21 protein-coding genes and 4 pseudogenes are annotated in these 22735 nt (G+C 60.6%); 8 read left to right on the plus strand and 17 right to left on the minus strand.

Annotation, left to right across the window (positions count from 1 at the left end; genetic code table 11):
* Positions 1-306 (plus strand): annotated as a pseudogene (locus AC2FAN_RS26425) (helix-hairpin-helix domain-containing protein); the annotation flags it as partial.
* A 235-nt stretch (positions 307-541) separates the two neighbouring features.
* On the opposite strand, the gene AC2FAN_RS26430 reads toward AC2FAN_RS26425, so the two are convergent.
* On the minus strand, positions 542-1210 hold the full coding sequence (locus AC2FAN_RS26430) for a hypothetical protein (RefSeq protein ID WP_485176978.1): 669 nt from the start codon (positions 1208-1210) through the stop codon (positions 542-544).
* Between the two features lie 872 nt (positions 1211-2082).
* Between AC2FAN_RS26430 and AC2FAN_RS26435 the strand changes: the two are divergent.
* Both AC2FAN_RS26435 and AC2FAN_RS26440 read left to right on the plus strand, forming a co-directional pair.
* Positions 2083-2193, plus strand: a pseudogene (locus AC2FAN_RS26435) (IS3 family transposase); the annotation flags it as partial.
* Between the two features lie 1846 nt (positions 2194-4039).
* Positions 4040-4228: a peptidoglycan-binding domain-containing protein gene (locus AC2FAN_RS26440; protein WP_265055363.1), complete on the plus strand. Its 189-nt coding sequence runs from the start codon at positions 4040-4042 to the stop codon at positions 4226-4228.
* Between the two features lie 206 nt (positions 4229-4434).
* On the opposite strand, the gene AC2FAN_RS26445 is transcribed toward AC2FAN_RS26440, so the two are convergent.
* The 7 genes and pseudogenes from AC2FAN_RS26445 to AC2FAN_RS26475 all read right to left on the minus strand — a co-directional run bounded on the left by AC2FAN_RS26445 (position 4435) and on the right by AC2FAN_RS26475 (position 10109).
* Complete coding sequence (locus AC2FAN_RS26445; RefSeq protein WP_485176979.1) at positions 4435-4653, minus strand: hypothetical protein; 219 nt, start codon at positions 4651-4653, stop codon at positions 4435-4437.
* Between the two features lie 1407 nt (positions 4654-6060).
* The gene (locus AC2FAN_RS26450) at positions 6061-6318 is read right to left on the minus strand and encodes a hypothetical protein (protein ID WP_485176980.1); all 258 of its coding nucleotides are present in this window, start codon (positions 6316-6318) and stop codon (positions 6061-6063) included.
* A gap of 578 nt (positions 6319-6896) precedes the next feature.
* On the minus strand, positions 6897-7106 hold the full coding sequence (locus AC2FAN_RS26455; RefSeq protein ID WP_485176981.1) for a hypothetical protein: 210 nt from the start codon (positions 7104-7106) through the stop codon (positions 6897-6899).
* A gap of 1049 nt (positions 7107-8155) precedes the next feature.
* Complete coding sequence (locus AC2FAN_RS26460) at positions 8156-9184, minus strand: PAS domain S-box protein (RefSeq protein WP_485176982.1); 1029 nt, start codon at positions 9182-9184, stop codon at positions 8156-8158.
* A 234-nt stretch (positions 9185-9418) separates the two neighbouring features.
* Positions 9419-9613 (minus strand): annotated as a pseudogene (locus AC2FAN_RS26465) (IS3 family transposase); the annotation flags it as partial.
* A gap of 56 nt (positions 9614-9669) precedes the next feature.
* Entirely contained in the window at positions 9670-9885 is a 216-nt protein-coding gene (locus tag AC2FAN_RS26470) for a hypothetical protein (RefSeq protein ID WP_485176983.1), read from the minus strand.
* Between the two features lie 20 nt (positions 9886-9905).
* The gene (locus AC2FAN_RS26475; RefSeq protein WP_265055357.1) at positions 9906-10109 is read right to left on the minus strand and encodes a DUF3606 domain-containing protein; all 204 of its coding nucleotides are present in this window, start codon (positions 10107-10109) and stop codon (positions 9906-9908) included.
* Between the two features lie 174 nt (positions 10110-10283).
* Between AC2FAN_RS26475 and AC2FAN_RS26480 the strand changes: the two genes are divergently transcribed.
* From AC2FAN_RS26480 to ltaE, 4 genes are all read left to right on the plus strand, one after another.
* The gene (locus tag AC2FAN_RS26480; protein ID WP_265055356.1) at positions 10284-10532 is read left to right on the plus strand and encodes a hypothetical protein; all 249 of its coding nucleotides are present in this window, start codon (positions 10284-10286) and stop codon (positions 10530-10532) included.
* Positions 10533-11615: 1083 nt separating this feature from the next.
* Positions 11616-12224, plus strand: a complete 609-nt coding sequence (locus AC2FAN_RS26485) for a hypothetical protein (protein ID WP_485176984.1) — start codon at positions 11616-11618, stop codon at positions 12222-12224.
* Positions 12225-12247: 23 nt separating this feature from the next.
* Positions 12248-12553 (plus strand): hypothetical protein, encoded by a 306-nt coding sequence (locus tag AC2FAN_RS26490; protein WP_485176985.1) that lies wholly within the window; start codon positions 12248-12250, stop codon positions 12551-12553.
* Between the two features lie 382 nt (positions 12554-12935).
* Positions 12936-13955 (plus strand): low-specificity L-threonine aldolase, encoded by a 1020-nt coding sequence (gene ltaE / locus AC2FAN_RS26495; protein ID WP_485176986.1) that lies wholly within the window; start codon positions 12936-12938, stop codon positions 13953-13955.
* Between the two features lie 189 nt (positions 13956-14144).
* Here ltaE and AC2FAN_RS26500 read toward each other — a convergent pair whose 3' ends face one another.
* The 4 genes from AC2FAN_RS26500 to AC2FAN_RS26515 form a co-directional block, all read right to left on the minus strand.
* Positions 14145-14915, minus strand: coding sequence for an SDR family oxidoreductase (locus AC2FAN_RS26500; protein ID WP_485176987.1), 771 nt, complete (start codon positions 14913-14915; stop codon positions 14145-14147).
* A 42-nt stretch (positions 14916-14957) separates the two neighbouring features.
* Positions 14958-15611, minus strand: coding sequence for an HD domain-containing protein (locus tag AC2FAN_RS26505; RefSeq protein WP_265055351.1), 654 nt, complete (start codon positions 15609-15611; stop codon positions 14958-14960).
* A gap of 171 nt (positions 15612-15782) precedes the next feature.
* The gene (locus AC2FAN_RS26510; protein ID WP_476808005.1) at positions 15783-16613 is read right to left on the minus strand and encodes an alpha/beta fold hydrolase; all 831 of its coding nucleotides are present in this window, start codon (positions 16611-16613) and stop codon (positions 15783-15785) included.
* Between the two features lie 13 nt (positions 16614-16626).
* A complete protein-coding gene (locus AC2FAN_RS26515; protein ID WP_485176988.1) occupies positions 16627-16971 on the minus strand; it encodes a hypothetical protein in 345 nt (114 codons plus the stop codon).
* A 67-nt stretch (positions 16972-17038) separates the two neighbouring features.
* On the opposite strand from AC2FAN_RS26515, the gene AC2FAN_RS26520 reads away from it, so the two are divergent.
* Positions 17039-17788, plus strand: coding sequence for an SDR family NAD(P)-dependent oxidoreductase (locus AC2FAN_RS26520; protein WP_476808006.1), 750 nt, complete (start codon positions 17039-17041; stop codon positions 17786-17788).
* Positions 17789-17906: 118 nt separating this feature from the next.
* Here the strand turns inward: AC2FAN_RS26520 and AC2FAN_RS26525 are convergent, their stop codons facing one another.
* From AC2FAN_RS26525 to AC2FAN_RS26545, 5 genes and pseudogenes are all read right to left on the minus strand, one after another.
* Positions 17907-18599, minus strand: coding sequence for a response regulator transcription factor (locus tag AC2FAN_RS26525; RefSeq protein WP_265055347.1), 693 nt, complete (start codon positions 18597-18599; stop codon positions 17907-17909).
* A gap of 2 nt (positions 18600-18601) precedes the next feature.
* Positions 18602-18979, minus strand: coding sequence for a response regulator (locus tag AC2FAN_RS26530; protein WP_265055346.1), 378 nt, complete (start codon positions 18977-18979; stop codon positions 18602-18604).
* On the minus strand, positions 18976-19623 hold the full coding sequence (locus AC2FAN_RS26535; RefSeq protein ID WP_485176989.1) for a response regulator transcription factor: 648 nt from the start codon (positions 19621-19623) through the stop codon (positions 18976-18978). Before AC2FAN_RS26535 ends, AC2FAN_RS26530 begins: the two co-directional genes overlap by 4 nt.
* Positions 19613-21559: a PAS domain-containing protein gene (locus tag AC2FAN_RS26540; RefSeq protein WP_485177004.1), complete on the minus strand. Its 1947-nt coding sequence runs from the start codon at positions 21557-21559 to the stop codon at positions 19613-19615. Before AC2FAN_RS26540 ends, AC2FAN_RS26535 begins: the two co-directional genes overlap by 11 nt.
* Positions 21533-22543: pseudogene (locus tag AC2FAN_RS26545) on the minus strand (PAS domain-containing protein); the annotation flags it as partial. The gene AC2FAN_RS26540 and the pseudogene AC2FAN_RS26545, both read right to left, overlap by 27 nt.
* Positions 22544-22735 lie beyond the last annotated feature (192 nt).

Here is a 22735-nt window from a genome sequence, read left to right on the forward strand (position 1 = left end):
CGGGAGATCATGATCTTTCTGCACGCCCACGGCGTCGGCACGGCACGGGCAATCCGCATCTTCAAGACCTACGCTTATGACGCCATCGCTGTGATGACCGATGACCCTTATCGGCTTGCCCGCGACATTCGGGGCATCGGCTTTCGCACGGCGGACTCAATCGCAGCGAAACTCGGAATGGGAAAGACCGAGCCCCAGCGACTGCGGGCTGGCCTCTCGTTCGCGCTCCAAGAGACGATGGAGGAAGGCCATTGCGGGCTGCTGCAAGACGCCCTCGTCAAGCTGGCCGAGAAGCTACTGGAGGTCGATGCGCTCCTGATCTAGGCCGCAATCACGGTCGAGTTGCAGCGTTGCGACATCGTCTCCGACGCGATTGATGGCAAGCTTACCAGAGGCTCGACATCGCGGTCGAACCTCCTACCGCGCTCGCATGCTGGGAGCATATCACCAGCGTTCCATCGCCGAGCCTACGCTCATTTGCTCGGACGGTGGCTTATAAGGACCGCGGCCCGTGCGCTGACGCCCCACACGTGCTGGTGATCTACCAGCCCCTACCGTAGTGACCAACAACTGGTCGGTCATTGTAGTATGCGGCGCGGCGAATGCCCGCACGAACGACAGGTCGGCCATAGAAGCCGCCGCCATAATAGCCGCTCCCGCCATAGTAAGTTGAGGCCGGCGTGCCGTAGTAGACGGGCTGCGGATAGAGGCTCGCGCTTCCCCGATCGGAACATGCACAGCCGGAATAGGTGTTGGTGGCATAGGGACCGTCGCTATAGGCGCCATTGAAATTGTAGCCGTAGGCAGCGGGAGCGGCATAGCCAGAACCGTAGGCGGCGGGCGCGGCGTAGCCATAGCCGGACCCGTAGCCATAACCGTTGCCGTAATATGCAGCACCTTCTGCAAGACCGACGCCTGCTGGGAGCGCCCGGCCACCGTAGTAACGATTGCCGTAGTAACCGCCACGGTATGCCGCCCCCCGGTAGGCCCCACGGTATCCGGCACGGTACGCTCCGCCATATCCACCTCGATAGCCACCGCCAACAGCAGCGCCACGGTATCCAGCGCGAGAACCAACACCCACGGCACCACCACGGTAACCACCACCTGCACCGACACCACGGCGCTGGGCTTCGGCGTCACTGGTGGTGAAGACGAGACTGGCGAATCCCATGAGGGCGGCCACAGGGAGTGCGAGCGGCGTATTCATGACTTCACCTGTGTCAAAGCCCGTCTCTGGATTGCAGACGCGCGGCTGGGCTTGATCCGCGAGGCAACTCGATGAAGTCCTTAACGGAATAGTAACGTGTTTGCGGGGCCGGGCAATGCAACTGGCTCAAGATCTCCAATTACGGTTAAGTTGGCACGATCGTCCTTGGTCGCGGATGTCAGGGGTCTACGCCTACTTCATCGACGACTCACCCGATCATGGCCGCGCTCGATGCGTTCGCGACCCAGCACGTGCTAACTCGTATGCGCTGACACGCGAAGCTGCCGTCTGAGTGAGGTGAACCCCCCTGATCCTCAGACGGCACGGCCGTCCCCAAATCATGATCCCCGACGCGCGCCCCACACGCTGCAACTGCCGCGAGAACAGCTTAGTCCGTTGGCGCACGGCTGACGGAGCGCCGTAGTGCGAGCGCACGCCGGGATGAGTCGTGGGTAGTCGACGTCAGATCATTCTATCAGTCCATGACCCGACAATGCAGGCGAGCTGGTCAGGTGCTTCTAGGGGCACCAAATGTCCGGCGTCTTTGATGACGACGAGTTCTGCGCCGGGTGTGCCTATAGGTGATCCGCTCCGTGCAGCCGTATCGCCATCACGCCGATCTTTGAATGTGCGGGCTACCGCCAATGCGATAGGCGCCGTACAATAGGCAGTTTAGGGCTATTAGGTACGGTGTCGAGATTGCTATTTGCTGTAATAAAAACATGAATAGATGCTGGTCGATAATTGTTTACGGAAATATGTCCATGCACAAATAGATCGCATGCCGTAATGGCGTAACGATTTGAGGCGCCTAATAGCTAAGCCGCCATGTGCGATACGCGCTCTTATACAGCACGTTCTCGCTCAATCTGATACTAAGCCCCGCCCGGCGCCGTAGCTGCATCGACCACGCCATGATGAAGTTCGGCGTGTCGGAGCGGTTCGCGTGCCGGGTTCTGGGGCAGCATCGATCTACGCAACGCAGCCGAGGGCGACAGCGCGAATGCCCGGTCGTGTGGCGCTTTGACGAACGGTCTCGCGCATCTTCCAGATCAGCGGAGCGCATTCTTAACGTAAAGCTGCCAAAATCGAGTTATGGCTCAGTTTGCTCAGCCTCCTTCGAGAGCGATGGAAGCGCTCCTCGCTGCGTTTAGATCCGCACGCCGGGGCGAGCCCATCCCAGTGACCTACAAGACGATCGAGGATGCAGGGCTGATCCCTGATCGGACTATCCGGCTGGGCTTGCCTCTGCAGTTCGTCTGGCTCGCTCATCAGCACAACTGCATCGTCTGGGGACCTCACCGGTCGGCCGGCGGCGAGGTGATGTGTCTGGTAGAGGGAAGAGCCTAACCGGTAAAGTCCAGTCGGCGATCAGTGCCAAACCGACAATCGCTGCCGCCGCCAGTAATAAAATCGTGACCGCTAATGCAATTCGATCCGATCTATTGGTCTGCGGTGCTTTGTCGTCTGGCTCGCCGGCTTTACGAATCTCTCCTCATTCCGGACATCGGGCTTCGTGGCTGCGCGAGCAGTTAAGGTTTAGGACGAGCCCTAAGCGCAGTTGTGATTTCGTCTTCGAGCTCACTAATCAAACGGCGGTATTCTTCGGCAATTTTCGGGGCATCTCGCGCCACCGATTTTTCCGAGAGCAATGCCGCGGAGCATGCCAGCTCATAAGCTTCAAAGCATTTGGAAAGAGCCTCACGACGATCCGGCGTCAAAAACGGCCGCTGATCGGGACAGCGTAGCCAATACCTTGCAAATCCTGCTCGCCTCTTGGTCACGTCACTGCTCTTCGGACTTCGCGCCTTTTGGCTCTAACCGTAGGCAGCACATCTTAGGGATAATTGGCAAAATGGGGACTGTCGAAGCAGTGGCCCCGGTGAGCAATCAACGCAAGGCCGCGCTCGTCGGACCAGCTCCGATGCGCGCAGCCGAAGCCCAGCCGCCATAACCGAGCGACAGCCCAATAAGCTGCGGCGCAGGCGAGCATGCTCGAAGCCGCGAGCATCGTGAACACGCGCCATTTCCACATGAGCCAGTCCTGCTTCTCGGGGTTATCGGAGCGCGGGATGTTTTTATCGCACCATCGCAATCCTACTGGTTGTCGTCCCGTTCTTAGTATCGCGCGCCAAACGGCCATCGAATTGGTCCGTCGTCGTTAGTGCGACAGGCTGTCTCGCGCCTCCGGCGCATTACATGGACACGACCGCTACCCAGCGGGCCTGATCGCGCCGACGGGTTCTTTCTTCAGTCGATGAGCCACCAAAGGCCATAGCCTATAGCGGCAGGCCAGGCTGTTTGGGTGGTGAGAATATCGATGGTCAGAGCGAGGGAGGTAATGCGGACGCCTCGCTCGGAGCCGACCATTTCCTTATCCCGACGCTTCTCGTCCGTCGTTTGGTACGATGTCTCTGGTGCGCCTTGTATCATAGCCATCAGCGTCGGTACGATCAGTCAAACGACCAACTTGCGAAGAGTATAAAGGCCACATGCGGCGGCGCCGGCGAGTGTCAAAACCACAAGGATTTTCTCCGGGAAGCTGGACCGGTCCCGTTTCTCCCGCGATGATAATCGCTACTCGCCCCGTCGAGGCCTCGCTCGCACAGCGCATGCAGAGATGCCATCGGACGCGCGTATCCCACGCGAGGCCCGGCCGCTACGGCCCGTATGCCCCCTATCGGAGTAGTAGCGCCGGCAACACGGCCAAGGTTCCAAGCGCGACCACGACTGCCGTGCGAAGCAGAACGCCTTTGGCATTGCTGTTGAATAGCATCTGACGTCTCCAACGCAACCAGCTGCCTAAGCAGCTATCCAGGGTATACCACCATGAACACTCGCGACGTGCAAGCAGCGTTGGGGGCGCTGGGCTGTTCGCTTGTCGTTGACGGCAAGCCGGGGCCGAAGACTAAAAAAGCTATCATCGCCTTCCAGCGTGTAACCGGGCTTTATCCCGATGGCATTACTGGCCCGGAGACGATAAACGCACTGCAGGTTCCAAGCTCGACCTCGCTGTGATCCCGGCTCCTCCTCGGCAGTCGATGTCGGCGATTGGTCTGGAAGCGCTAATCGGCCGCGAGGCTCGCAAGCTGAAGCCCTTCTCGACAGCGTCGACCTCTGGACGATCGGCATCGGCCATACGGCCGCCGCGGGCGTCCCAATTCCGTATTGAGGTCTGACGATCACGCGCGAGGAGTGCGGCGCAATCTCGGCCGCGACATCACTTACGATGTGCGCTTGCCAAAGGCGCGCTCGACCGATGCCGGCCCGATCAAGCTCACCGCTTGAGCCTCCTCTGCCATCCGCGAGGGAGCAAGGTGCCCCTCGCCCGTAACGAGCCTTGGCTTCGGGAATCGGGCCTCGCGAAGCTTTTTTGCTTTGGCCAGCGCATGTTTCATCCGTGCCCGCTGAATCGCGAGCGACAGTCGCATCGTTCCCTTCATTTTGTCAGCCCCAAGCTGCCGCGCGCTTACTTTTCGGCGCGCAATGAGCGTCCCACACCCTTCATTTGAAGGATGAAACCCGCCGCGGCCGGGCCTGCCGCTACCTCATCCGGATTATCATCATGACCGTCTCGTCCTGGCGCTCGCCGCCTTGGGCGCGTTCGCGCTCACCGGCTGCCAGTCCGACCACCAGCTTTCCCAGACCTCATCGGACGGCCGGAAGCAGATCGCGACCGGCACCGGCCAGTTCATCGGCGAGACAAAGTATGACGCCGAGGTCGTGAAGGCGAGCGAAGAGCTCGGGCGCTACGGCGGTGCCCTTCACGCCGTCGCTATGGCGCCGCGCTGTTCGCCCCGGAGAACGACCGCGCGCTCGCCGCCCAGGCCTCGGCCGCGGTCGAATCCCTCTGCGACAGTCCGCCGAGCAACCTCGCGACCGCGCTGACTGCCGCGGTCAAGGCCTACAAGGCCGTGCTCGCTGCGGGGAAATCCCCGTTCAGACAGCCGCGGGAGCGTAACCCATGAATGAGCAGCTTCGCAGCCTCATCCGCACGCTCGTCCAATCCGCCTCGCTCGGCACCTACGGCCTCCTCGATGACAAGGGTCAAACGATCGTCATCGTCTTCGTCATCTAGGGAACGGCAGTCCGGCGATCACCGAAAGGCAGAGAGACGGACAGCCGGGCTTTTTTCGTTTCGGCCGGCGGAACCTTGGCCGCGCGTCTCGGTTAGCCAAACGTCTCCCTTTGAATTGTACGAACTACCCCGCTTGCGTGCGCAGGCGGGGATTTTCTTATGTCAAAAAATATTGCCTCCGCTGTCGAGAGGCATAGATTCTCGCCCGTATCCATGGCGGAGGAAGGAGCTATGCCATTCTCATCGTTGAGCGACCCCGTCGACCTCGCCCTCGCGCAAGCCGCGCTTGATGCTGCCTGGTCCGAAATACGATCGACCGTCCCCGATGCCGATGACGAGCAGGTGCGGACGAAGCTAGCCTATATCGTCGCAAGCTTGGTCGCTGTCGCTGAAGATGAGCACGATCTAACGTTACGAGCAATCGAGCGATTTCGATCTCCCTCGTTGCATGAGAGTTCGCAGCGGCGGAACTCGGCTGCGGCTACCTCGTTATGGCATGGCTACCGCCGCTTGTTACCAAGCGACGGCGGCGATGGTTCTCTGCCAAGATGACCATTGAAGGGAGTAGGCAGTCACCGACATGTGTCGACTCCCTTCTTCTACCGCCGATCAGGAGTTAGCCGCGGATGTACCGGCAGCCCCGATCGGCCCGTCGGCCAAGAGATCAGTAGCGGCCGTTCGCCCGCGCCGCGGTGATCGGCCCGGCACTCCGAAAGGAGGCCCGGCCTCGTTTTTCGGGGCAATGTCTGCCACGGCTCGCCCGCCGCCGAGGCTACCGCGCCACTTCGGAAGACGTCGCGTAGAGCTTCGCATCCAGTTCCAGCAATGCTACCAGTTCACGGTATTCGGCGACCATACCGCTGCTTGTCTGCTTCTCCGACTTTGACCATCGTTCAAGCGCAACCCACCCCTCTTCATAGGCCTCGCACACGTCGAGGAAGGACGGGCCGGAGGCGCGTTCAAACTGCGCCCGCCACCCAGGCAGTCGCATGATCAGACGTGCGCGCCCACGCTCTTGGATCGGCGTCATTGTTCGGATTTCAATCCATCAAGGACAGCGTTTTCGGGTCGGTCCCAGCCTGCTATCCGCCGCCACTCTGCACATCTGGCCGCGATGTCTCCATTGGCCTTGAGGACGATTAGTTATCGACTGGGCAAGAGATAGGCCGAGCCAAATCGATCAAATGCACGTTTTAAGTGGAAGTGCACATTCCTCGGTTGCTTTCGTTCGCGACCCGGCGGTTCGTCGGCCTAGTACACACCTCCTCGGCCGATGAGCGAGGGTGACACATTGATATTGACGCGGACGTTACTGGTCTGGCGCAGCTAGGATCCGAGTTCCTTGGCGACTCTCGAAATCACCCAATAGGTGATTACCCCGCCAAGGGCGTATCTTTGATCAACGGAATGAAACTCAGAGGAGGAATAATTTGGCCGTCCCGGCGTCACCGAATAAGGGCTTCGCCGCCCGACGCATGAACGATCCTTGAGAAGGACAGTCGGTATATATTCTAAAAAGAATTCGTTGTTTTCTATCCCAGATTGAATTCAGGCGTGATCATAGGCAACTCCGCTGTCGACGTCGCGCGGGCTGCGCCCGTCGTTTTTTTACTGCCTACGCTGATGCTTCGCTTGCTCCTGACGCGCTACGGCGAGCAGATTCTCAAGTTTCGCGAGGGTGAGCGGCGAGAGCTTCAGCATGATATCGGTGTCCGAATCCGTCATCAGGCCAATAATGATGTCACCCCTGCCGTCAATAGAGGCGGCAAGCAGCGCAATGCGGGTCACGAGGACGTCGATCATCTGCTTTTCAGACATGGGCACCCCTCAAGTGGTGTGACCGGAATGGGCGCTCATCGGAGAGGCCGTGGAAGTGATGCGTAATCGACCGCCTAAACGTCCGAACTCGTGTGGCCTAGGAAACTGGGCCAGCGTACTGCCGGTTGCTGGGCGAGCATATTGGCCCTTGGGTCACCTCGATCGAAGGCTTACTCTCGCACCACGTCAGCATCTTGCCCGTCCTCACTGTCAGAAAATGGCACTCATCCTCACGGCGAACGGGCGCCCCATCTTCCAAGCTGTAGGAGGTCCTGTCTCTGGCCAGTCCCGCCAAGAAAATGGCGCGGCAGGGACTCCCAGATCGCGAACGAAATCAGATCGCAGGCGTTGAAGCAGCTCCTGCCTATGCCGGAGCCTATTGATGGAATTCGCCTGCCTTACCTTATTCGTCATCACCGGAATGGCCATAGCAGCCGGCATCGGGTGGAGGATCGGTCAAATCATCTCGCCCCGTCCGGAAATCCTGCGAAACGCAGCATCTCACTCCAGCAATGATGACTGCCCTCGCGCGGCGCGTGGCGCTCGGAACTGTTCGAGCCGACACCCAGTTCCAGATAGCGATGAGAACCGGTCGGGACGACGGAGTGCGGCATGCCTAAATATCGCTTCATCACTGACGACGGAGATACAAGTATAGATACAGGTTATGCGATAGAGATAATGATATCGTTATAATGAATGCAGCACCTGTAATAAAGCTACCCTTTCGACTTTTAACGATCGTCTTATTTTCTATTTGCTCAGCTTGGTTATAGACCGGTCGTCCTATACCTGGATTGTGGCGGAGTTCGAGGCCATTCACGACAAGACTGAGATGAGGCGTTGGCGACGGTCGAGTTTATCTTGCCGCGTCTGAGAGACCGCGGTGCCGCCAGTTCAGTTACCACAGCCCAATTGCGAAGACCGACCAGTAGTCGGACGTGCTTTAGCCATAACCACGCAACACCCATTCTTAAGGCACGGCCCTTGATCCCAGCAAAGTTAGGTCCACGGCGGGAGATGATACTGCGCCCCGAGGCCACGTTTTGTCAGATGGCGAGCATCGCTTTTGACACCGCGACTGACGCGACCAATCCTGTCGGCTGCCAATCGCGCTCAATGGATGCGTTTAGAGCACTCGCTAGACCGCGTTCGAGCCGGCTACCGAAGCCCGGCGGCCTTGCGAGTAGGGGCACTGGGCCGCCATTTTCTCTCCAGCAAAGTCGCACCTGCGCATCATCTGCCGAAATCTCGACGTGGAGCCGGCCCCTCTCGACGGACAGAGCGCCATATTTGGCAGCGTTCGTTGCCATCTCATGAAGCAGGAGCGCCAGATTCGTGGCCGCTTTGCCGCCAACCTGGCAATCGTCACCAGAAATGCGGATTCGGTCGTCGTCGTAGTAGGGTTCAAGAATCGCTCGAATGAGTGTGATGAGAGTGACGTGCGACCCGTCGGACCCACTTGATCGATCACCCAGTATAAGTTCGTGTGCTCGTGCGAGCGAGGAAAGGCGGTCTTGCACGCTGGCAAGGACTTCACTTTTTTCCGCGTTCGACCGAGCACTGAGCGAGACAATTGCGTTGGCGAGTGCAAACAGGTTCTTCACCCGGTGTTGCATTTCACCCATCAGCAACTGCTGCTGCTGCTGCGCCAACAGCCTCTCCGTGATGTCCCGGGCGATTTTTGACGCGCCTACGATGTCCCCGTGCTCATTGCGAATGGGTGAGATGGTCAGCGAAATGTCGACCAGAGAGCCATCCTTGCGGCGACGCTTTGTCTCAAAATGATCGACGCGCTTGCCTGCGTGGATCTGAGCCAGAATGATCGGTTCTTCGTCCAAGCGGTCCGGCGGTATCAACACAGTCACAGATTGACCGATGATTTCCTCGGGTTTGTAGCCAAACAGGCGCGTTGCGCCGCCATTCCAACTTTGAATAATCCCACTGAGATTCTTGCTGACAATTGCGTCGTCCGAACCATTGATGATGGCTGCGAGCCAATCGCGTGGGTCAGGGGCGTCGGGCCCGTAGGCGAATTGGGGAACTAGCGCTGCCGCCTCGACTCGGGTCTTCGACAACCCAACCTCCGCCTATCTCACCACCACTGTGCCACGGCGGGATCCGATTTTTCCAAGCCGATCCGACGGCTCGCTCCAAGCGCAATGCGGCGAATAAAGCTGGCCACCCTTCCAGCTGAATAGGTCTTTTTGGACTGCTGCGTGTCAAGCCTGACATCGACAAGGGACAGAAGGTGTTGCACGGCTTCAACACAAAAAACAACTTGGCCACCTCCCTAGCCTCCATGATCCGAGCTAGGTGTTTAGTCCCGGCATTTGGTGGATTGGATCGAGGGTGAATCGTTCCGGCTCTGAAGTCCAGCGCTTGCAGATGAACTCGTAGGGCGTGAGGCCTTTGAGGGTCTTCAGGCGCCGGCCGAAATTGTAAGCTGAGACGAAGTCCTGGAGGTGACGATCGAGCTGGTCGTGGCTGTCGTAGTGATAGCGTTTTGACGGTCGCGTCTGGCTAGGGGCACGATGCCAGCGTTCCAGCGCCAGTGTATCGCTCACTGCGCCATTAAGGTTCCGGCCTCTGATAACAATTCGCTCGCAGCGGATACCAGTGCTTGCGGAGGGACCATCTCCTCCTGAAGATGCCACTCGACATAATCTCGCGGATACCCTGAACGCTCCATCAGCATTGCAACCCAATCGCGACCTGGAAAAGCTGCATTCATGCGCAGCGCCAAATCGGGTCCATCGGTCGGATCTAGGGGATCCATGCGTGTGTCGTGCGTCGCGCTCAATGCTTCGCTCCGCCACTAAGCGTCTTGCGACGCAGCGCGGCCTCAACAGCATTAACAGAAGCGCCAGCTCCACGAACCGCTTCTTCAAGCTGTGCGTGGGACACGCCGAACTTGTCGGTCCAATAACGCGCCTCATAGTCCTCGCACAGATTGATGAGTGATCGGTCTTGCGGGCCGCAATTTTTCTTGTCGTCTGCCATTTTGGGCCTCCTTGCGGCGATTCAATCGACCAGGAAGCTTCAGGTTCCGGTGGCTCCCGTTTCTCAGCCAATTTTAGAAGCGGAACCATTTCGCGAGCCGCGCGTAGAGGAGCCCGGACAGTGCAGCGGGCGGTTTCTATATGGCCCGCATGTTGAATAGGGGGCCAGTGATCGATGCGAACGAACGAAGCGAACCCTTTCGCCATTCTTGAAGATCCGGGCGCTATGGCGCGGGCCGAGTCGGCCTGGGCAGCAGCTTGGAGCTATGTTGAGCACGGCGTGCCGGCTGGAGATCAGGAGCGCCAGAGCCAGCGCATGAAATTCGTCGTCGCGTCTGTTGCGCTCGGAACAGACGATCCACGGGAGATGGCGAACAAGGCGATCCAGCGGTTTCTGAAGGAGACGCGCACGCGCCGGCCATAAACTGAGCCGCTAGAGCCGCGGTTTGGGCTGCCAAATCTCGACATCCAGAACAGCCGGACCGGAACGCTCTCGTGCGCTTCCTCCTTTGCGAGCCGGTTTCGGAAGCTCAATAGCGGCAGTAGAGATGACCGAATTGCCCACCGAACTCGCGTCGATGCATTCCGGAGGTCCGGCTCCGGCGATGAACTAGAGTGCGCTCCTGACGCATCCCGCCAGCGCTTTGATTAGAGATGGCGGAGAGGTCGGGAATCATCCTTTTCCGGGGGAAGCGGTCAACGCTCGGATCGTCACAACTTCCCTCGATCCCGGCTTTTGTCCCGCAGCCAGATGGCGGCTGAAGGTCCACTTACCAACCATCTTGTATTCGCGCTGCACAAAAGGCCTGGTCGAATTTTAGTGTGCCGGGCCTGTGACCGTCGTCGCGCTTTGCGAGGGCTGCTATTATCTCTGGTGCCCATGGGTGCCGCCGGACTTTGTAGCGTAAGCGTCCGTCGCTAAGCAATCTGATCCCTCTGAGTGCCTTGACCTTCCCATACGGAAAGGCCCATCGTCCGTTATCATCAACGAAACGGCTGAATAAAGTGAGGATGTTCGACGCATTGACCCAGGTGCTGCAGGCGGCCGTGCTGGGCGCTTTGCTTGCGTTCGCCTGGGCAATGCCCGCCGCTGCGCACCCCGGGCACGGCGTGACATCCAAGCCGCCGGTTCAAGGCACGATGACCTCGACGGACGCTGTACGGCAGTTCCCAGCAGTCGCCTCGTTTTCCGTCGATGAGGCAATCGTCTGCGGGATGACCCGGATCAGTATGTCCAGTCCCTCGAATACCTCGCAGCCTAGCGGGGCTTTGGGTCGAATTTGCTGCGGTACGATGTGCACTGTCGCGGTGATCGAACCGATCGCGACGTCACTTCCCACACGGATCCCACACCGGTTCCGGCTTTTCTTGCTGCCGGAGACCCTCGCCTTGGCGCACATGCCAAGCTTGCCTGCAAGGCCGCCACGAACCTCCGACATCGCCTGACCGACGGCCGGCTTTCCGCCGAGCCGCAGGGACGTCCATGTCGTGTTGATGGGTTCGTTTCATGTTTTCGTTCTTTTGCGGCCTTCTGCGCCGCCTGTTCGCGCCGTTCGCGATGGCTTTGCTGCTTTTGGCGGAACCTCTCGTTGCCCATGAGGGGCATGACCACGGCGCCCCTGCCGCCGCTACGACGACGTCGTGGTTACCTCGCATCGCCCTTCATTCGGACACATATGAGGTGGTTGGCGTCCTGCGCGGCGCCGGGCTGACGCTGTTTCTCGACCGCTACGCCGGAAACGATCCTGTGGTCGGCGCGCGAATTGCCGCGTCGATCGGCGTGAGCGGCGCTGTCACCGCAATGCCGGCCGGGGACTGGGCTTACCGCCTGCCGGCCCGCAATGGGCACGCTCGCTGCCTGCAGCTTGGACAGGGCACCATTCTCAGCAGCGGGGGCCGATGCCACGGGAGCTGCGGGACGTTCCAGCGTCCCGATCAGAAGGTCGTCGCCCTGTGCGTGGGAGATCGCAAAAGCCAACTCCAGCGACCCCACTCCGACCAACTGCTCCGACGAGAGACCCTTGAGCCCGTACTGCGAGGCAAGCTAACCGCCTCCAATTTGGTCGGTGGGTATCCCCAGTTTCCGCGCCGGGCGCGGACGGTCGGCACTCAGTGAACCCGACGGTCGAGGCGTACACGATGGCCATGCCGTGGTACGAGCCCGAGGATTTTGCGCAGCTTTGGGCGCTGGCACAAGACCGCGATCTGATGCCGAGCGACTATGAAGTTTGGCTTGAACGCGCCCTATTAGTGATGAGCGAACTGCTCGCTCTGGGGCGAGCGGTTGAGATAGTCACCATCCGTCCAGCCGAGTTTCTCGTGTGGCTGGCAGAGACTGGCTTGCCAAACACGGCCAGCACTCGGCTTCGCTATGTCGAGCTTCGCGCGATGGAGGACGGCGTCTCCCTCGAAAATTCCACATGTCTGCCGGCCCCGAAGGTCTGACGGGCCGTTAAGTCCGAAGCCCGTGTTAAGGACGCGTGCCAAATATAAAGCCCCCTTCGGGCAGCTCGGAGACGTCAGCGGCGTCGGCATCATCGCGCACTGCCCAAAGGCATGCTTAAGGATTTCCCAGTGACAGGCGGAATGGCTCCGGCGAAGCTCGAATCCTGAACGCGTTTAAGGGCGCAAGCCCTTGTTTTTGCTAAGGCGTCGGCCGCGAACAAGGAATGTAGGCGCCGTTCTTCCTTCCGGGAAGCAGACAATAGCGACCGTACCGGAAGTAGAATTCCGGGATGCATCCTCCGATCTTCGCCGCCCCACTTTTGCATGATGGGCCAGTTGATCTCCCGATAGGGTGAACGCACAGCCTGCGAGGATCGGATCGATGATAGTAGATGACTTCCGCTCGGACACGGTGACGCGCCCCGGTGAAAGCATGCGCGCCGCCATGGCGGCTGCCGACGTGGGCGACGCGGTCTATGACGATTGCCCGACGACCAAGCGCCTGGAAGCCAAGACCGCGGAGCGGTTGGACAAGGAAGCCGCCCTCTTCTTCCCCACGGGCACCCAGGCAAATCTCGCCGGGTTGATGGCCCATTGCGGTCGTGGTGATGAGTATCTCGTCGGCCAGATGGCTCATACCTATCGGCTGGAAGGCGGTGGAGCGGCTGTGCTGGGCTCGATCCAGCCGCAACCCCTCCCCAATGAGCCCGATGGGACGATCGCTCTCGACGCCATCGCCAACGCGATAAAGCCGAAAGATTTCCACTTCGCTGTCACGCGGCTGCTGGCGCTGGAGAACACCTTCAACGGGCTGGTCCTGCCCGATGCCTATCTGGAGGCAGCAACCCAGCTCGCCCGTTCCCGTGGCCTTTCGACCCATCTCGACGGAGCCCGGCTGATGAACGCCGCCGCGGCAAGCAACCGGGACGCGGCGTGGATCGCCGGGCAGTTCGACACGGTATCCCTGTGCCTGTCGAAGGGACTGGGAGCGCCGATCGGCTCCATCCTCGTGGGCCCGAAGGATTTCATCGAGAAGGCCCGCCGCATCAGGAAAATGCTGGGCGGCGGCATGCGCCAGACCGGCGTGATCGCCGCGGCCGCAATCCATGCTCTGGAGCACAACGTAGCGCGGCTCGGCGAGGACCACCGACGCGCTGCTGATCTCGCGAAGGTGCTGGCCCGTTTTCCTGCGCTCGGCGCGGGGCCAGCGCGCACAAACATGGTGTTCATGACACCAAAAGCGCTTGATACCAGCGCTTTCGCCGCCTTCCTCCGCGACCGCGGCATCGCCGTCAGCGGACGTTACGGCACATTGCGCTGGGTGACCCATCTCGACCTGGACGACGCTTCCGTCGAGCGCGTCGCCACAGCCTGCGAGAATTTCTTCGACAGCAAACAGTGACGGGGGACTGAGGGAGCCCCGTACGACCAGCGCAGGATGTCAGCTCGTGTCGAATACCCAGCTTCCGCTCCTGGCGCAACTCGCCCGGACGAGCGGCTCGACGATATTGGCCCATTGCTCACGTTCGGAACGTCCGCTTCCTAGCGGTTTAGATCGAGATTGAGCGGCGGGCCGGTGCTGCCGCAGGCCTCAATTGGCTGGGGCGAGCGACTGGGCCACGTAAAGCCGAAGCCAGTCCTCGAACCGCGTCCGTGCACAACGTGGATGACCACTTGGAATGAGACTGTCATCACGCAGCACCGCGCCGAAATAGAGCGCTTGGCGATCGGCAATGACAGGGCGCGGATCCTCGTTCGCGGCCAGTATCTGCCGGGCGAGGTCGTCGAGACGGAAATGATCCGGCCCCACGATTTCCAGCTCGCGGTTCTGCGCCCGCCCGAGGACGACATCGCGCAGCTCCAGCGCGACATCGTCGCCTGCGATGGGCTGTATCAGGGCCGGCGAAATGCGAAGCGCGTCTCCTTCCGCGGCGGTCTCGACAATTCCGTTGATGTATTCAAAGAAGGGCGTCGACCTCACAATCGTATGGGGCACGTTTGCGCTTCTCACGATCACCTCCTGCATCATCTTGGCTCGGAAATACCCTCTGTCGGGCAGCCGATCGGTCCCGACGGCAGAGAGAGCGACGTGATGCTCGACGCCCGCGGCCTCCTCGGCAGCGAGCAGGTTCCGTCCGGAGGCCTGGAAGAAGGCAAGCGCGACGTCCTGATCGAAGGTTGGAGAGTTGGAGACGTCCACGACTACCTGCGCGCCGGACAGTGCTTCGGCTAGGCCCGCTCCGGTGACCGTATCGACGCCGCGCGAGGGCGAGGCGATCTCGATTTCGAGACTGCTGCCGGCCAAGGCATCGACGAGCTTGGACCCGATCATGCCGGTCCCGCCTACCACAACAATCTTCATGCGCCGTCTCCTTGATATCCTCGTTCCCAGCCCGGGAGCATGTCACTCGTCGAACGGCGCGCGCTCGACAAAATCGACCGATGACGGCGCGCGGTAACCCGAGACGAGCCGCTCGCCGAAATCACGCACGAAATTGTCGTAGGTGGTTTCAGGGCGGGTTCTGGCGATGTGGCAGAAACACTGCGTCATCAGCCGCTTCATCCCGAGTCTCGGATAGGCGAGGAGGATCTGCTGGACCTCGTCCGGCGGGAGCGCGTCGTATTGTAGTCCGACGACATCGAGGCAGATGCCTGCCGTGCAGAGTGCAACCTCAGCCTCCTTGTAGAGGCCGATCGACGGTGTTGAGTTGAGGGCTACGCTGTCCCAAATCAGCTGAGCACGACGCTCGTCGACACCGCTCTCTCGGGCAAAGCTTCGCGCGAGATCGGCGCCCTCGACCTCGAACCGGCGCGGCCCGTTGAAGCACTCGTTCAGCGTGACATCGTGCAGGAGCGTCCCGACAGCGACGACTTCCTCGTCATGATGGATATTCCGAATCTGCCCTAGGCGAGCCGCGAAAAGCCAGGAGCGCACAACGTGGTTGTACAGGTAGGGCTCGCAGGCTCGGCGGGCATAAGCGAGAGCGCTGGCCACCAGTTCGGTATCCGGCACAGCAACGCCGGCTAGAATTTGACGGTCTTTTTGGATCTCTGACATGGCTTTCGAGGTCCTCGATCGACGGATTCCAGGAGTTGGCAGCGAACGGTCGGTTCGCGGGCCGCAGCTTCCGTATGCGGTGACTCACCAACCAGCGTCCGAGCCGCCGAGGCCGATCGGGGGGCTGCAAGCATGACGAGGCGGCTTCGCCAGCCGCCTCGTCCGTGAGCGTCACCCTCGGACGAAGGCGAGGATGTCCCTGTTGATCGTATCCGCATGGGTGGTCGCCATGCCGTGCGGGAACTTGTTGTAGATCGTCAGGGTCGCCCGCTTCAGGAGCTTGGCCGAAAGCGGGGCGCTGTCGCCGATCGGGACGATCTGATCATCATCGCCATGCATGACGAGAGCCGGAGCCTCGATGACCTTGAGATCCTCGGTGAAATCGGTCTCGGAGAAGGCCTTGATGCCCTCGTAGTGAGCCTTGGCGGCTCCCATCATGCCCTGGCGCCACCAGTTCTGGACGACGCTGGCATCCGTCTCGACCCCGGCGCGATTGAATCCGTAGAACGGCCCCGCTGCGAGATCGGTGTAGAACTTGCTGCGATTGGCAGCGAGACTCTTCCGAAGGCCATCGAAGACTTCGATCGGCAGGCCGCGGGGGTTCCGCTCGGTCTTGACCATGATCGGGGGGACTGCGCCGATGAGAACGAGCTTAGAAGTACGGCTCCTGCCATGGCGCGCGACATAGCGCGTTGCCTCGCCGCCTCCGGTGGAGTGTCCAATATGCACCGCATTGCGTAGGTCGAGATGGTCGACGACGGCCGCGGCGTCGGCCGCGTAGTGGTCCATGTCATGTCCCTCGCTGACCTGGCTCGAACGGCCGTGTCCGCGCCGGTCGTGAGCGACGACCCGGAAGCCTTGCGCCAGAAAGAACAGCATCTGGGCGTCCCAGTCGTCCGAGCTGAGTGGCCAGCCATGGTGAAAGACCAGCGGCTGGGCCGATTTCGGGCCCCAATCCTTGTAGAAAATCTCAACGCCATCCCGCGTCGTGACATAATTCATGCGTCGGCTCCTTTTACTGTTGTGAGGGGCAACGGTGGCGGGCTGCGCCAAGGACTGGAGTGGAAGCGTGCCAATCGCCGCCATGCCGGCGCCGCCGCACAAGAGATCCCGCCGATTGAGGTCGGTCGAACTGGGTAGTGCTTTGTCGAGCATTGGCGCCTCCAGGGCGCAGATAATGGTTGCGGACCAAAGTGCTCAGGGCGCCTAATTCGGCGTCAGACCCCGACATCTTGGACTCGAATTCGCGGCGATATTCACATAATCGCCAGTTCTTCGAGGTGTATTGATTTTTAATTTTCGTGAAAACGATGATCAATACGCTCGAATACAATTCATTATATTCAAACGTATAGTTCATATCGACTTCGGTATATTTTGATTTCAATCAGGAGCGGCCCAACTCTGGATCACCAATGGAGGTCCAAATGGGAAAATTGTCGAACAAGGTCGCCGTGATCACCGGCGGCAACAGCGGGATCGGCTTCGCGACAGCGCGCCTGTTCATAACCGCAGGTGCGAAGGTGCTGATCGTCGGTCGTCGAGGAGACGCCGTGACCGAAGCCGTCGCCAGCCTCGGGCCTCAGGCGACCGGCCTCGCAGGTGACGTTGCCGACCTCGCCACGCACGAACGTGTCGCCGCGCTGGTCTCCGCTCGTTTCGGACAGGCCGACATCTATGTGGCTAATGCGGGCAGCATCCACATTCAGCCGAGCTTCAACGTGACGGCCACCGACTACGACACACAATTCCTCACCAATGCGCGCGGCACGTTCTTCGGCGTTCAGAAGATCGCTCCGCTATTGCGCGATGGCGGCGCGATCCTCCTGACGAGCTCGATCGCAAGCCGCAAGGTGCTGGATGGTCACGCGGTCTACGCTGGCAGCAAGGCGGCAATCGAAGCGTTTGCGCGCAATTGGGCACTGGAACTTAAGGACAGGCGCATTCGTGTGAACGTACTCAGTCCCGGCCCGACCGATACGCCGATTATTGGAAAACTCGGCGTCGCTCCGGAAACGCAGGTGCAGGTCGAAGAGCAGGCCGCCCGGATGATCCCGTTCGGCAGGATGGGCAAGCCGGAAGAGCTGGCACAGGCGGCTCTCTTTCTCTGCTCCCCCGACGGGGAATTCATCACCGGCATCAACCTGGCCGTCGATGGGGGCATCACGCTGACCTGATCTCAGAAGAGGTCGCCATTCCGTTTCGTTCGCCCAGCCATTCCGGTGCGTTGGCGAGGCATCACGCCATGACCATGAATTCTGGAGCGCCGGAGCCGGTGCTCCAGCCTCGCCAGGGCTAGGCAGCGTTCGCCATACGCATGCCGACCGGTAGAGCCTCCCACGCCCTGATAAGTTCGCCGAGTGAGGCAACTTCCATCTTCCGCATCAGATTGCCCCGGTGCAGCTTGACTGTGACCTCGCTGATGCCGAGGTCGAAGGCGATCTGCTTGTTGAGGCGCCCCCGTGCGACCTCGCACATGACTTCGCGCTCCCGTGGCGTCAGAGTTTGCAAGCGCTCGACACATCCCTTGATCTTCGCAGCTTCCGCCCTTCTCGCCGCATCCACCCCGATCGCCGCATTGACGGCGTCCAGAAGCGTCTGGTCGCGAACCGGCTTTGTCAGGAAATCCACCGCGCCTGCTTTCATGGCCTGGACGGTCATCGGGATGTCGCCATGTGCTGTGAGGAAAATGATCGGCTTGGGATTTCCGTTCATCGTCAGATGACGCTGGAGGTCGAGCCCGCTGAAGCCGGGCATACGCACGTCGAGAATGAGACATCCCGGCCGGTTGAGCATGCTGGTCTCGAGCAGTGCCTGTGTCGAGCTGAACGAAACCGCTGCGAAGCTGGCTGACTCCATCAGCTCGGACAGTGCATCTCGGACCGAGGCGTCGTCATCGACTATGATGACGAGAGGCTGCTGTTCTTCTGCTGCACCTCGCCTGGAGGAGAGCGCCGATTTCCGTGAGAGTGAGCTGTCAATGATCATGTTCACCTTCCACGTCCCTGTTGAGTTAATGCCGTTGCGATCGCGGCGAGTAAGGCTTGGCCATCGAACGGCTTGCAGAAGAAACTCTCTACGGCCCGTGCCCTGATCTGCTCGGCGATCTCGTGGCGCCCGGTGATGAGAAAGACCGGCAGTTCCGGACGTGCCCTATTGACGAGGTCGCGCAGTTCGAAGCCGTCGAGCCCCGGCATGCCGACATCGGTGATGAGGAGATCCAGTCCGGAGAGGCCGGCCTGGATCAGCGCTGCCGCCGACGAGAAGCTACGAACCGCATAACCAGCTGACTCAAGCAATTCCTCAAGCGATTCGAGCAATCTCGGATCGTCATCGACGACGGCCACGACAGATTTATGCTTGGTCACGCTTGGAGTCCTCCCATCCGGCGCGAATGCTGGATCGGGATTTCCAACCTCTCCGCAATTCGCACCAGGTCGGCGAGCGATGTCGCCGCCATTTTTTGCATCACGTTTCTTCTATGGATCTGAAGGGTGACTTCGCTGATACCAAGCTCAGCCGCAGCCTGCTTGTTCAACAGTCCGCTCACGACCAGCGGAAGGACTTCTCTCTCTCGCGGAGAGAGCTCGTGATAGCGTTGCTTCAGCAGCGTGAGCTCGGCGCGTTTGGCCCTTGTTTCCCGATCCTGCGCTATCGCCGAGCGGATGGCCGAGAGCAGCGCCGTATCGCTGAACGGCTTAGTCAGGAAATCGACGGCACCATGTTTGATGGCTCGCACCGATGATGGGATGTCGCCATGCCCCGTGATGAAGACGATCGGCGGATGGTCTCCCTGCGCGATCTGGCGCTGCAGCTCCAGCCCGTTGATATCGGGCAGCTCGACATCGAGAATCAGGCAGGCCGGGTGATCGGGCTTGTTCGAGCCGATATAGTCGCCTGCGGAGCTGAATGGGACTGATCGGACACCGTTCGCCACCAGCAACTCACCCAGGGCCTCCCGGAGTGCATCGTCGTCGTCGACGATGAACACGATGGCGTCGTCAACGGTCATGATTGGCTTTCGCTTCGACAGGCAGGGTGAAGATGAATGCCGCCCCGCCGTCCTCGTTGTTCTCTGCCCACAGTCGCCCACCATGGGTCTCGATGATTGTTCGCGATATCGCCAACCCCATGCCCATCCCATTGGGTTTCGTTGAGAAGAAGGCTTCGAAGACCTTATCGGGCGCACCAAGACCCATGCCGGTGTCCCGGACTTCGGTCCTGACGAAATCGACGGCGCGCAATGTTCGGACGCGCAGAACCCCGCGCGGAGCAGGCTCCATCGCTTCGAGGCCGTTGCGGATCAGGTTGACCAGGACCTGCTGGATCTGGATGCGATCCAGCTCCAGCGACGGAAGACCAGCCTCGACCTCGACGTCGATACGCATGCGACGCCGGGCCGCTTCTTCCATCATCAGATCCCGAGCCTCATGAAGAATAGCGTCGAGCGGGCAGAGGTTTCGCGCTTGGTCCGTCTGCCTGAACAAGGCACGGACCCGGCCGACGACATCGGCGGCTGAATTCGCATCCCGGATGATACGTTCGATGGTTTTCTGCGCCCGCTCCAGATTGGGCGGGTCCGAGGTCAGCCAGCGCTGGCATGCGTGCGAATTGGCGACCACGGCCGCGAGCGGTTGGTTGACCTCATGGGCGATCGAGGCGGAGAGCTCTGCCAGGCTCGCAGCCTGCGCTGCGCGTGCCAGGCGCTCCTGCGTCAATGTCAGCGCTTCCTGCGCGCGCACCTGATCTTCGATCTCGAAGCAGATGCCGTTCCATTGAACGATCTCCCCCTCAGCATTTCGCATCGCCGCGGTCCGCGTCTCGACCCAGCGAAACTCGCCATCCGCCCGCCGGAGGCGGTGCTTCATCGCATAGGACGTGCCGGTCGCCAGCGAACGCCCATATTTCTCTTTGACATCGGGGAGGTCATCGGGATGGATGATCGCTTCGAGCGTGCCGACAAGGCGGGTCCGGCCCTCTGCGTCCTTGTCACCGAGTCCGAAGCCAAGAAATTCCCTGAGCTTCTCGCTTCGATAGATCGGTTCGCCATTCGGCGCGGCGCAGTAGATGAGGGCAGGCAGTGTCTCCACCAACTGACGCAGCGATCGCTCGCTTTCCCTGAGAGCATCCTCCACGCGGAGTTGGTCGTCGATGTCATGGGACAGGCCATACCACTGGATGATGCTGCCATCGTCGTCCAGGAGCGGTTCCGCGCGCCCGTCCATCCAGCGATACACACCATCGTGGCGTCGCAAGCGATAGCGCATCGCGTAGGGCCGACCGCTGCTCAGACAGTCCTTGATTTCTGCCCAGACGCGACTGGCGTCGTCCGGATGGATCGCAGCCTTCAGGGCGGCTGCGTATTGCTCCGTCTGCGATTGCTTAAGGTCGCCTTCGTCAATGCCCAGGAAGTCGATGAAGCGGCGGTTGAAGAAATTCGGCGCCCCGGTCGGGGTCAGTCGCCAGAGGAAGCTCGGAACCAGATCGATCAGCCGCGTCAATTCCTGCTTTCGGAGATTGAGTTCGGTCTGGGTGGTGATCAGATCGTGGATATCGACGGATACACCGTACCATCGAATAATCTTACCGGCTTCGTCGCGCAGAGGTTCTGCGCGCGTTTGCGTCCATCGATAGGTGCCGCCAGCCCGATGCTGGAGGTACTTGATGTTGTACGGCGCGCCCGTCACGACCGATCTCGTGAAGGTTTGCTCTGCCAACTCCCAGAAATTCGGATGAATCATCTTCTTCAGAGAAAGAGACCCATCCGACGCCTTGACGGTATCTAGCGTGGCGCCGGTGACCTCCATGATCCGCCTGTTGAGATAGATGGGTCGCCCCTCCGATGACATGCTCCAGATCATGGCAGGCACCGTGTCGATGAGCTGTTCGAGATGCTTTTCTCGCTCTCGCAGCGCAGCCTCGGTTTTCTTGTAAACGTCGATATCGATCGAGGTGCCGAACCACCCGGTGATGCGCTCCTTGGCATCCCGTGTCGGCCGCGCTGAAATGCGGTGCCAGACATAGTGGCCCGTCGCGCGCAGCATGCGATATTCGATGTTCCACGGCTCGCCCGTCTTCAGGCAACGGCGCAGGGTCGCGGCGGCGGCGTCGACATCGTCCGGATGAACACCGCGCATCCAGCCGACCTCACCGCCATCGATGAATTCCCGCTCGCCGAGACGGCGATTGAGATCCTCCAGAGCCATGTCGATGGCAATCTGGGCAGCAGGGGTCACATAAGTGAACTTCCCAGTGGCATCGAAAGCCCAGGCCTTGCCGTGTAAGCTCTCGATCACCTTGGCGGCCTGCACCGCCTGCACGGTCTCGCCAAGCGATTCCGCCACAGTCCAGCGATCATCCGGTCTCGAAACCATGGCGTCGACATCGACGCTGACGCCATAGCCCGGCTCGGCACGGAGCTCGGTCCAGCGATATCTGCCGTCCGGCTGGCGCAACCGATAGCTCGTCACCTGCGGCACGCCCGTCCAAAACGCATAGGCCGCCGCCTGTGCGATCGCAGCCCTGTCATCCGGGTGGATCGCACCCTCGGCCACGTCATCTGGAATGGCACCAAGACCACTGGGATGCCCCGGCGCTTGTCGTTGCACGGCCGCGTCCCGGGCGCCTCGTCTGGACGGATCGCGCACAATGAGCGCGCCGATGCACGCGGCCACCGCGACCGATGCACCGAGCGAAAGCGCGGCTTCCCGTAAGGCGCCAGGATATAAAACGGCGGTGACCGTCGCACCGGCAAAGGCGGCGATCAGCCCGCCCCAGAGTGATCGAAGCAGATAACCGCGCGCATAGAGGAAGAACGCACCGAGCGGCGCCAATATTCCTATGGTGGCCCCGGCCAGCCAGTATGCCAGGATGCCAACAGCCAGAGTCAGGGACACAAGGATCGTTGGCGTTCGATGGAGCGCTGCAATCATGGTCGGGTGCCCTTCCGGAGACGGATTACCTGGAAACCGTCACAGCATCATCTAGCACCAGTCTTCGAACATCCGGCTGGCAAACTCAGTGGAAACTAGCGCCAGGACGCCTCGGCCGCACTTATGGAAATCCATGACTCGCAATGAGATCGTCCAGTGTTCCGTTGCTGCGCGCTACGGCGTGCGGACGAG

It is taken from the genome of Allobosea sp. RIT-PG3_2, from assembly GCF_057321085.1.